Consider the following 10,564-nt stretch of genomic DNA (forward strand, 5'->3'; position numbering starts at 1 on the left):
GATTTATGTTCAACTTCGAGATAGTCGCCGGAGAAACGGTGCGCCAGGTCCTCGACGACAAGCGCGGAGACGTTCTCGGCATTGTGCGTAGCGCCTACCGGGCGCATGAGTCCGGAGACTCCATCAATCCGGACAGCTACTTCCTCCGCTTCCCGGACAAGCCGGATTCCCGGATCATTGCGCTGCCCGCGTTCCTGGGCGCCGACGTCCAGCTCGCCGGCATCAAATGGATTGCGAGCTTCCCGGGCAACACCCGCATCGGAGCCCCGCGGGCATCGGCCGTCCTCCTTCTGAACGACTACGAGACCGGCTACCCGATCGCCTGCCTGGAAGCCGCGAGCATCAGCTCGGCCCGTACCGCCGCCTCCGCGGCCGTCGCGGCCATCGCGCTCCGCCCGGACGGCTTCGCGGGGACCCGGATCGCCGTCGTGGGCGGGGGAGTCATCGCACGCAACATCTGCGACTACCTCGCCGTCGCGGGCTGCGTCCCGGACTCGTACCTCGTCCACGACCTCGACGAGGCCTCCGGACAGGCCCTGGCCGAGCATGTGCGCACCACGCAGCACCGTGCGGCCACCTTCACCGCCGACCTCGATGCCGCGCTGGGGGCCGACACCGTCGTCTTCGCCACGACCGCGCTGGAGCCCTACGTCAGCACGCCGTTCAAGCCCGGCCAGCTCGTGCTCCATGTCTCCCTGCGTGACCTGGCCCCCGAGGTGGTCCTGGCGGCGGACAACGTCCTCGACGACATCGACCACTGCCTCAAGGCGCAGACCTCACCCCACCTCGCCGAGCAGCTGTCCGGCTCCCGCGAGTTCGTCAACGGGACCCTCGCCGGAGTGCTGAACGGCGAGGTGACGCTCTCCCCGGACCGCCCGGTGATCTTCTCGCCGTTCGGCCTGGGTGTGCTGGACCTGGCCGTGGGCGCGTTCGTCCTGGGCGAGGCCCGCAAGGACGGCACCGCCATCGAGGTGCCCAACTTCTTCGGGGAGACCCGCCGGTGGTGAACCACATACCCCGCTCCGTCGCGATCGTGGGTGCCGGATCGCGCGGCCTGGGCATCTTCGAACGGCTGGTCGCGCACTGCCTCGACCGGCCGGCCCCGCTCACCGTCCACCTCATCGACCCGCAGCCCTTCGGCGCCGGATTCCACCTGCCCGGCCAGCCCGACCACCTCCTGCTCAACACCGTCTGCGCACAGCTGACGGCCTTCGCCGACGCGGACATGGTGGACGGCCCCGTACCGTCGCCCGGCCCCTCGCTCCACGCATGGTGCCGGCAACGGGATCTGCGGCTGGCGGACGACGGTTATACCGTGCGCGCGGGAGAAGGACGGGAGATCCGGCCGAACGACTTCCTGCCGCGCAGGCTCCTGAGCGAATATCTGGTCTGGGCGGCGGAGGAGATCGCCGACGCGGCGCCCGAGACCCTCACGCTGGTCCGGCACGGTACGACCGCCGTCGACATCCTCCCCGGGGCACCGGACACCGAGACGGTGGTCCTCGCCGACGGCACCCGCATCGAAGCCGACGTCGTCTTCGTCACCGTCGGGCACCACACGCTCTACCGGCCCGCGGCGCCCGCCCCCGATCCACGACTGGTCACCCGCCCCTACCCGCTGCCCGCGGCGCTCGACAGCATCGGAGCGGGCGAACGCGTCGCCGTCCTCGGCGCGGGGCTGACCGCCATGGACGTCATCGCCACGCTGACGCTCGGACGCGGCGGCAGGCACACGACGGGCGCGGACGGAATGCGCTACCTCCCCAGTGGGCGGGAGCCGTCGATCGTGCTCACCAACCGCTCCGGGCTGCCCTCGCGCAGCCGCCCCCGCCTCCACCCTGGACGGGTGCGCTTCGCGCCGCTGGCGCTGACCACGGACCGTCTCGACGCGCTCCGCACCCACCGTGCGGAGGGACGGCTTCGCTTTGCCGACGATGTCCTGCCGCTCGTCGAGGCCGAGATGGAACTCGCCTACTACCGCGCGCTGCTGGCCCGGGAGCTGGGCGACGCCATGAGCGCGGGGCTGGAACTCACCAGGCGCTGCGCCCGGGCGGGGCACGAGAGCGTACTGGCGGAGCTGCGGGCCCGGTTCGGCCCCGGCCCGGTGCCCGGGATCCTGTCCGCTGACGTCACGGACCGGCAGTGGACGGGGTACGACGCCTACCGCGACTGGTTCACCGCCGAGGTCACCGCCGATCTGGCCGAGGCCAGGGAAGGCCTCGGTGCGAGCCCCCTCAAGGAGGCCCTGGAGGTCCTCCGCGACCACCGCGATGTCCTGCGGGCGGTCATCGACCCGCCTGGCGTCGACGACGCGTCCCTGGCCACGTTCTTCGGGGAGTTCGCTCCCGCGGTGAACCGGCTGGTGATCGGCCCGCAGCTCGACCGGTCGGCGGAGCTGCTCTCCCTGATCGACGCGGGGATCGTCCGGCTCGGCCCCGGCCCGCAGCCGAAGGTCGTCGCACCGGCCGGAGCGGGCCCCTGGCGGCTGGAATCCACCTGTCTCGCCCAGCCGTTGAGGATGGAGGTCGACCACGTGGTGCAGGCGCATGTGGCCGAGCCCGGCGCGGACCGGGTGCCCGGGTCGCTGCTCGGCACGCTCGTCGCCGCGGGCCGCCTCCGTACCCTCGCCCACCGCGGAGGCACGGTGCACGGGCTCGACGTCACCCGGCAGGGCCAGGGCATCGACCGTACGGGCACCGCGCAGCCGCGTCTGTTCCTCCTCGGCTCGCACACCGAGGGATCCAGTTACTACAACCACTATGTGCCCTCGCCCGGCGCGCCCTCCCGTGCACTGCTGGACGCGGAACTCGCCCTGGGCACTGCTCTGCCGGAACTGATGACGAGGAAGCGATGAACAACAGCGAGACCTTCACCCCATGGACGCAGGAGTACCGGCCCGAGACGCGCGCCGCGCAGGGCGACGGCTGGCGCTGCCCGACCACCGGCGCCGTGCCGCCCCCGGTCGGGCTGGGCGCCACCTACGCGCGCGACAACGAATACCGGTCGCCCGCCGGACTGGCGTACCTCCGGGACCAGGGGACGCCGGGGTACGAGCAGGTCGAGAACGTGGTGGCGGGTCTGGAGGGCGGCTCGGACGCGCTCGTCTTCTCGTCCGGTATGGCCGCCGCCACGTCCGTCTTCCAGGTACTGCCCGCCGGCGCGCGGGTCGTGGTCCCGCAGACCATGTACTTCGGACTCACCAAGTGGCTGCGGGAGTTCGGCCCCCAGCGCGGCCTGGACGTCGTCCAGGCGCCCATGAACGACCTGGACGCGGTGGCTGCCGCCGTGACCGCTGCCCCGACCGCGCTGGTGTGGGCGGAATCCCCGGCGAACCCCACCTGGACGGTGACCGATCTCGCCGCGTGCGCCGAGATCGCGCACCGGGCCGGCGCCCTGTTCGGCGTCGACAACACCGTCCCCACCCCGGTGCACTCCCGGCCGTTCGCACTCGGCGCCGACCTGATCATGCATTCCGGCACCAAGTACCTCAACGGCCATACGGACGTCGTCGCCGGACTGCTCGTCAAGGCGCCGGAGAGCACGGAGGCCCGGGACGCGATCTGGGAACGGCTGCAGCTGCACCGCCGGCTGACCGGCCCGATACTCGGGCCGCTGGAGACCTACCTCCTCATGAGGGGCATCCGCACGCTCTTCCCCCGTATGCGCCAGATCTCGGCCACCACGATGGCAGTGGCCGAGCACTTCGCGGAACACCCCCTCATCCGCCGCGTCGCCTACCCGGGACTGCCCACCGACCCCGGACACGAGATCGCCGCCCGCCAGATGACCGGGGGATTCAGTGGCATGCTCTCCCTGCATGTCGACGGCGCATGGCAGCAGTCCCTGCGTACCGCGAACCACTGCGAACTCTTCATCCGCGCCACGTCGTTGGGCGGTGTGGAGAGTCTGATCGAACACCGCTACACCTTCGAAGGGCCGGGTAGTACCTCGCCGAAGGACATGCTGCGCCTGTCCATAGGTCTGGAGAGCCCCTCAGACCTCGTCGCCGACCTCGAACAGGCCCTTGAAAAGGCCGCTAAGGAAGACCGTTGAGTTCCAAGACCCCCACTCCCCACTCCGAAGCCGCCCCGCCGGACTCCTCTCCGCCGGCGGGCCCCGCGGCACCGGAAGGCGGCGGCCCGCCCCCGGCCGCAGGGCCGGGGCGCCGTCCCGGCTTCCTGCGTGACGCCTCACTGTCCGCGGTATTGGCGGGCTTCGTCGCCGTCGTCGTGTCCTACTCGGGTCCGCTCGTCATCGTGCTCGCGGCGGCCTCCGCCGGGCACCTCGACACCGCCCAGACCAGCTCATGGGTATGGGCCATCTCCATCGGCAGCGGTCTGACCTGCATCGCGCTGAGCCTGCGCACCAAGATGCCGGTGATCACCGCATGGTCGACCCCGGGTGCGGCCCTCCTGGTCACGAGCCTGGGCGCCTACTCCTACGCGGAAGCCATCGGGGCCTTCCTCATCACCGGTCTGGTGATCACCCTGGTTGGTCTGACCGGGGTGTTCGGGTGGCTGATGCGGCAGGTGCCCACCGCCGTCGTCTCCGCCATGCTCGCCGGCATCCTGTTCTCGTTCGGAACAGGAGTCTTCACCTCCCTCAAGACCGCACCGTTCATTGCCGGTTCGGTACTGGTCGCCTACCTCCTGGCCAAGCGCTGGCTGCCCCGGTACGCCGTACTCGTCGCCCTGGCGGCGGGCGTCCTCGCCAGCGCGGCCAGCTCCCGGCTGGACATCCATCTGGACCGGATCGAGCTGGCCAAGCCGGTCCTGACGACCCCGGACTTCTCGCTCGCCTCGCTCATCGGCATCGCGGTGCCCATGATCCTGGCGACCCTCGCCTCGCAGAACGCACCGGGCATGGCGGTGCTCACCGCGTCCGGCTACCAGCCCAAGGACCGCCTCCTGATCGGTTCGACGGGCCTGGTCTCCACGCTGCTCGCCCCGTTCGGCTCCCACGCCATCAACCTCGCGGCGATCACGGCCGCCATCTGCACCGGCCCCGAATCCCACCGCGACCCCCGGCGCCGATATGTGGCCGGAGTCTCCTGCGGAGCGTTCTACCTCCTCATCGGGGCGTTCGGCTCGACGCTGGTGGTGCTCTTCGCGGGACTGCCCAAGGAACTCGTGGCGGCGGTCGCCGGTGTCGCGCTGCTCGGCGCCCTGGCCGGCGGCCTGACCGGTGCGGTGAAGGAGGAGAAGGACCGCGAGGCGGCCCTGATCACCTTCCTCGCCACCGCCTCCGGCGTCACCCTCTTCGGCATCGGATCCGCCTTCTGGGGACTGCTCTTCGGGGTCGTCGCCCACCTCGTGCTGACCCGCTGGCGCGGTACGCCCAAGGAATCCGCCGCCTGACCCGATCCGCCGTTCGCCGACAGCGGACCCGGCCCCGCCGGGCCGCCGGACCCCCTCCGTGTCCGGCGGCCCGGCGCCGCCCGTCAGGAGTTCCGCCCTGCCAGCCCTGCCGTGGGCGGGTGACGGGAACGGTCAGGAGGAGCCGGATCCGGCGCCCTCCCGGTTCAGATTCGTCACCTTCTGCGGCAGCGGCCCCGCACCGTCGGCGAGCGGGGGAGCGGAGCCGGACGTGGTGGTCCCCTGCTTGAGGCTGTCGAGAATGGCCAGCCCCTGGCCGACGATGCCGGAGGCGATCTCGTTCACCCCGTCGGTGCCGTTGAGAACGGTCAGCCGGGAGCCGGAGAGACCCTCGGCCGCGGCCTTGGCGAGGGCGGGGAGGTTCTCGATGGTGCGGTTGGCGGCGATCAGCTCCTGGTTGCCGTCCCGCAGTGAGCCCGCGAGGGCCGTGTTCGCATCGGCCCGTGCCTGGGCGACGGCCCGCTCGCTGTAGGCGCGGGCATCCGCCTCGAAGCGGACCTGGTCACGCTGTGCCTCCGCCAGGGTGCGCAGCCGGTAGGCCTCGGCGTCCGCCGGGCGGCGCACCTCGGCCTCCAGCCGCTGGGCGGCGAGCGAGGCCTGCCGCTGGGCCAGCGCGGTCTGCTCCTCGATGACCTCCTGCGAGGCCCTGGCCTGCGACAGCGGGCCGGCCTGTGCGGCGCGGGCGTTGTACTGCTCGGTCTCGGCGAGGAAGCCGGCCCGCTTGATCGCGGTGTCCCGCTCGTACTCGGCCTTGAGCGCCGCCGCCTGCTGTTCCCGCTCGGTGGCTTCCTGGTCGGCCTTGGCCTGCGCGATCCGCGCCGCGCTGGCGACCGCCGCGGCGTGCGGAGCGGCGAGGTTGGTGATGTATCCGGAGGTGTCGGCGATCTCCTGGATCTGCAGGGCGTCGACGACGATGCCGAGCTTCTCCATCTCGGAGTGGCTGCCGTCCTTGACCTCCTGGGCGACCCGGTCCCGTTCCCGGATGATCTGCTCGACGGTCAGCCCGCCGACGATCGACCGCAGGTGACCGGCGAAGATCCGGCCCACCAGCTCTTCCATGGTGGTCTGCTCGTCCAGGAACCGGCGCGCGGCGTTGGCGATCGAGGTCTGGTCGTCACCGACCTTGAAGACGGCGACCGCCCGGACGCCGATCCGGATGCCCTGCTGGGTGACGCAGTCCTCGGAGATCTCCGCCTCCCGCAGCGACAGCGCCAGCAGGCTCGCCTTCTGCTTGACGGGCATGACCCAGCAGCCATGGCCCGTGACGATACGGAATTGGGCGTCCCCGGTCCGGCGCTTCGAGCCGGAGATCAACAGCGCCTCGTTCGGCGCAGGAACATGCCAGAACAACATCGAAAGGCTCCTGGTCCGTTGCGACCGGCCTCGGTGGGTGTGCGGGGACGGCTGCGGGAAAGGCAGTGCTCAGGCGGCCGGCCACGGTCTTCGGACGGCCGGTCACGTGGGCAGCGGCGCGACGATCACCGACCGCGCCGAGGTGTGGTCCACCACGATGACCTGTGTATGGCGGGCGATGGGCTCTCGGGACCAGGCGGCGAAGGCCTCGGTCCCGCCGCGTACGGGCAGCAGCACCTCGCCCGGCCCGTCGCTCGGGATCGAGACGGTCACCCGCCCGATCACCCCGATCGGGCTGAAGTCCGTGTCATCCGTTGCGCTCACCCGGGCTCCGTCGCTGGTCAAAGCCGCTGCCGGCGCAGGAGCCGGGCAGCGGTAAATCCTCGACAACTCAACGGTACTCCGGCCGGGGCGCCGCTTCAGGCCGCGGGCCGGCGCCGGCCGGCGCACACCGGGTTCAGGCGTCCAGCCGGGCGGTACGGGCCGCGGGGACGTGCTTTCTCGGCGGTAGCACATCGGGCGCGCGATGGGGTCGGAGGGCCGTCAGGGCCGTCTCGGTCTCCTCCATCAGTGCGCGGTAGGAGACCAGCCGCTGCCACTCCGGATCGGCAACCCCGGGTACGGTGGCGGCGCGCTCCGTCCACTGCTTGACCAGCCCGGCGTACACCGGTGTCTGCCTGATGATCTCCGCGGTGATCCACCGTGGTGTGTGCCCGGGGCGGGGGAGGGGGGTCCGTCCGTGACCTGCGACGGTGCCGGAAGAGGGGTCGCTCATGGCCGTAGAAACGATTCTTCCGCCCTGGGGTCACTGCGTATTTTTGCAGGAGTCCGTACTTCCGCCGCGGAGGCAAGGGCGTATCTCTCTCGAATATCACCTTATGCAGTGATCTATAGCCGGGAAGCAGTCCAAGTACGGCGAAGAAACGTTGACGCAGTCATGGAACCGAGGGAGTTGTGGGAGCGGCATGCCGTACTCGCACAGGCGTTTTGCAGCAGCGATGACGAGGTCCGCAGGACGCAGGGACTCCTCGACGAGGCCGAGGCCCGCCGTTCGCGGACCCTGGCCGCCTTCGCCGTGACCGTCGGCAGCGACGGGGTGGTGGCGGAGCTGCTCGGCCTGGACGAGCGCGAAGTGCGCCTGGCCCGCCGCACGGTGGGCAAGGACGACGCCCGCGCGGTCGCCAAGAGCCTACTCGCCCAGAACACCTGCGAGCAGCCGCCCGCCCAGCAGACCGCCACACCCCCGGCGGCGCACTCCACGACGCCCCCGGCGGCGCACTCCACACAGCACTCCACACAGCACTCCACGCAGCACTCCGCGGCGCACTCCACACAGCACTCCACGCAGCACTCCGCGGCGCACTCCACACAGCACTCCGCGGCGCACTCCACGCAGCACCCCACGACGCACCCCGTGGGCCCGGCTGCGCCGGCGCCGGCCCCCGCCCCCGCCGCCCCCCAGCCCGGCGAACCGGCCTGGGCGCCGGCCCTGGACGCGGTCCTGATGAGCAGCTGGCACAGCGGAGTTGACCTCACCGCGCTTGCCACCGAACTCGGACTCGATGTCCGGCTCCTTGTGGCACGCGCACAACAGCTCGCCGCCGAAAGCCGCCCGACCCAGGCGCCGCCACCGGACCGCACGGGCCGGCACCGCCGGATGGCCAATCTCCCGCCTTCCCCACAGCACGAGAGCGCCCATCTGACCTGGCGCGAGCGCCCACCGCAGCCCCCACGCGAGTCCTACGAGCACGATCCCTGGAAGCAGCAGCAGTACCAGAACTACCCGGACCAGCAGGAGTACCAGGAGTACCGGGTCTACGAGGAGCACCCACAGCAACACCCACAGCACCAGCAACAGCACACACAGCACCAGCAACAACATCCACAGCACCAGCAGTATCAACAGCCTTCCCACGCCACCTGGGATGCCAGTGCCATCACCGCCGCGCAGCACGACTGGGACGGCATCCTCAGCCACTGGGAAGCCACCAGCTCCACCACGCCGCCGCTCTCCGCCCCTGGTCAAGGGGGTGTGTGACGGGCCCGGTCCCTCGGGCACCCGCCCGCCGGGCCGTTGAGGTGCTCGACGCGCGTGACGGAGCAGATGCCGGGGACCTCCTCCAGGGCTTCCGGGCGTCGATTACAGTGGGCGCCGGGCCGTGACTGGCGCTTGGGTGGAGTACCACCGGGAAGCGGCTCGGCCACTTCTGGCCAGTGCCGCGCGCCTGGGCGATCCGACACGACGCTCAGGAGCACACCATGTCCCGGACCGCACGCCTCATGGACGGCAGCGCACTGGCCCGCCGCATCGTCGAACAGGCCGCGGAGCGCGCGGCGGCCCTCACCCGGCAGACCGGAACGTCCCCGTGTCTGGCGACCGTACTGGTGGGCGACGACCCCGCCTCGGCGACGTACGTCCGCATGAAGCGTGCGCGCTGCGAGAAGGCCGGGATCCGCTCCCGGCATATCGCGCTCCCCGCCGCCACCACGACCGCGGAGCTGGTCGACACGATCACCGCACTGTCGGACGACCCCGACGTGCACGGCATCCTGCTCCAGCACCCGGCCGGCCCGCACATCGACGAGCGCGCCGCCTTCGAGGCCATCGCCCCCGAGAAGGACGTCGACGGCGTCACCTGCCACTCCTTCGCCGCGATGAGCTTCGGCCTGGACGGCTTCGCCTCCTGCACACCCGGCGGCATCCTGCGCCTCCTGGATCACTACGACGTCGACCTGGCCGGCAAGCACGCCGTCGTGGTCGGCCGCAGTGCGATCCTCGGCAAGCCCGTCGGGATGCTGCTGCTCGCCCGCAATGCCACGGTCACCTACTGCCACTCCCGCACCACCGACCTCGCATCGATCACCAAGGACGCCGATGTCCTGGTCGCTGCCGTCGGCCGTCCCCGGTTCTTGAGCGGCGAGCACCTCAAGCCCGGGGCCGTCGTGATCGACGCCGGGTCCAACCCCGGCAACGTCGGTGACGTGGACTTCGACTCGGCGTGCACCCGTGCCTCCCTGATCACCCCGGTCCCCGGCGGGGTCGGTCCGATGACCATCGCCACCTTGCTCACCCAGACCGTCGATGCCGCCACCGTCCAGCTGAAGGCGGGCTGATCGCCGTGCGTTGAGATTCCGTCATGGTTGCGCAGGCGTGCGCCCGGCTTGCGGTGGTCGTCCGTATGATCGCGAGGGGGAGCTGGCCACCCCCGGAGGCTTGAACACATATGACGGAACGGCGAGTTGTCCTCGTGGCGGGCGGTGGGACGGGCATAGTTGCCGCCCCGCGCGGCCGCTGCGGTCGGCCGGGTGTGCCGCGCTTGCCTTCCGTATCGAGGCCCACGACGGCGCGAGAGGCTGAGGACGGACGATGACAGACACCCTCTACCGGGACCGTTGGATCGAGTGCACCGCCGATGCTCTGCGCATCCGCGGCTACTACTTCCCGTGGGGCACGAAGACCGTCCGCTACGCCTCGATTCAGGCGGTCCGGCGGGTGGAGATCGGCGCCTTCAGCGGTCAGGCCCGGATCTGGGGGACCGCCCACCCGCGCTACTGGGCGAGTCTGGACCCGGGGCGGTTCTCGAAGAAGGACGCTCTGATCCTCGATCTGGGCCGCTTCGTCCGTCCGTTCATCACGCCGGACGACGCCGAAGCCGTGGCGACGATCCTGCGCGAGCGCGCACCCGCGCCGCCCGGGTGAGTCCGCCCCGCCGGGGTCCGGTGCACGGGCTACTTGCCTGTCCTCAGCACTCGATGATGTTGACGGCGAGTCCGCCGCGTGCGGTTTCCTTGTATTTGACGCTCATGTCGGCGCCGGTGTCCTTCATGGTCTTGAT

At 71.0% G+C, this 10,564-nt stretch carries 10 protein-coding genes and 1 riboswitch; of the genes, 7 read left to right on the forward strand and 3 right to left on the reverse strand.

What is annotated here, in order from left to right; all coding sequences use genetic code 11:
- Positions 1-5: 5 nt before the first annotated feature.
- The 4 genes from sbnB to ACGFWI_RS29060 are packed head-to-tail and all read left to right on the forward strand — an operon-like array spanning position 6 to position 5,357.
- Positions 6-1,007: a 2,3-diaminopropionate biosynthesis protein SbnB gene (gene sbnB, locus ACGFWI_RS29045; RefSeq protein WP_393908996.1), complete on the forward strand. Its 1,002-nt coding sequence runs from the start codon at positions 6-8 to the stop codon at positions 1,005-1,007.
- Positions 1,004-2,854 (forward strand): FAD/NAD(P)-binding protein, encoded by a 1,851-nt coding sequence (locus ACGFWI_RS29050; RefSeq protein WP_393908997.1) that lies wholly within the window; start codon positions 1,004-1,006, stop codon positions 2,852-2,854. The genes sbnB and ACGFWI_RS29050 overlap by 4 nt, the downstream gene beginning before the upstream one ends.
- Complete coding sequence (locus ACGFWI_RS29055; RefSeq protein WP_393908998.1) at positions 2,851-4,053, forward strand: trans-sulfuration enzyme family protein; 1,203 nt, start codon at positions 2,851-2,853, stop codon at positions 4,051-4,053. Before ACGFWI_RS29050 ends, ACGFWI_RS29055 begins: the two co-directional genes overlap by 4 nt.
- Positions 4,050-5,357, forward strand: coding sequence for a benzoate/H(+) symporter BenE family transporter (locus tag ACGFWI_RS29060; protein ID WP_393908999.1), 1,308 nt, complete (start codon positions 4,050-4,052; stop codon positions 5,355-5,357). The genes ACGFWI_RS29055 and ACGFWI_RS29060 overlap by 4 nt, the downstream gene beginning before the upstream one ends.
- A gap of 132 nt (positions 5,358-5,489) precedes the next feature.
- Here ACGFWI_RS29060 and ACGFWI_RS29065 read toward each other — a convergent pair whose 3' ends face one another.
- From ACGFWI_RS29065 to ACGFWI_RS29075, 3 genes are all read right to left on the reverse strand, one after another.
- Positions 5,490-6,728 carry an SPFH domain-containing protein gene (locus ACGFWI_RS29065; protein ID WP_393909000.1) on the reverse strand — a complete coding sequence of 413 codons (1,239 nt, stop codon included), beginning with the start codon at positions 6,726-6,728 and terminating at the stop codon, positions 5,490-5,492.
- A 102-nt stretch (positions 6,729-6,830) separates the two neighbouring features.
- The gene (locus tag ACGFWI_RS29070; protein WP_393909001.1) at positions 6,831-7,052 is read right to left on the reverse strand and encodes a hypothetical protein; all 222 of its coding nucleotides are present in this window, start codon (positions 7,050-7,052) and stop codon (positions 6,831-6,833) included.
- A 133-nt stretch (positions 7,053-7,185) separates the two neighbouring features.
- Positions 7,186-7,503: a hypothetical protein gene (locus ACGFWI_RS29075; RefSeq protein WP_393909002.1), complete on the reverse strand. Its 318-nt coding sequence runs from the start codon at positions 7,501-7,503 to the stop codon at positions 7,186-7,188.
- 162 nt (positions 7,504-7,665) lie between these two features.
- Here ACGFWI_RS29075 and ACGFWI_RS29080 point away from each other — a divergent pair, with 162 nt between their 5' ends.
- The 3 genes from ACGFWI_RS29080 (at position 7,666) to ACGFWI_RS29090 (ending at position 10,428) form a co-directional block, all read left to right on the forward strand.
- Positions 7,666-8,766 (forward strand): hypothetical protein, encoded by a 1,101-nt coding sequence (locus ACGFWI_RS29080; RefSeq protein WP_393909003.1) that lies wholly within the window; start codon positions 7,666-7,668, stop codon positions 8,764-8,766.
- A 111-nt stretch (positions 8,767-8,877) separates the two neighbouring features.
- Positions 8,878-8,966, forward strand: a riboswitch (ZMP/ZTP riboswitch).
- 21 nt (positions 8,967-8,987) lie between these two features.
- Complete coding sequence (locus ACGFWI_RS29085; RefSeq protein WP_393909004.1) at positions 8,988-9,842, forward strand: bifunctional 5,10-methylenetetrahydrofolate dehydrogenase/5,10-methenyltetrahydrofolate cyclohydrolase; 855 nt, start codon at positions 8,988-8,990, stop codon at positions 9,840-9,842.
- A gap of 253 nt (positions 9,843-10,095) precedes the next feature.
- Positions 10,096-10,428, forward strand: a complete 333-nt coding sequence (locus tag ACGFWI_RS29090; protein ID WP_393909005.1) for a hypothetical protein — start codon at positions 10,096-10,098, stop codon at positions 10,426-10,428.
- The last annotated feature ends 136 nt before the right edge of the window (positions 10,429-10,564 follow it).

This window comes from Streptomyces sp. NPDC048434 (assembly GCF_043200375.1).
Classification (GTDB): Bacteria; Actinomycetota; Actinomycetes; order Streptomycetales; family Streptomycetaceae; genus Streptomyces.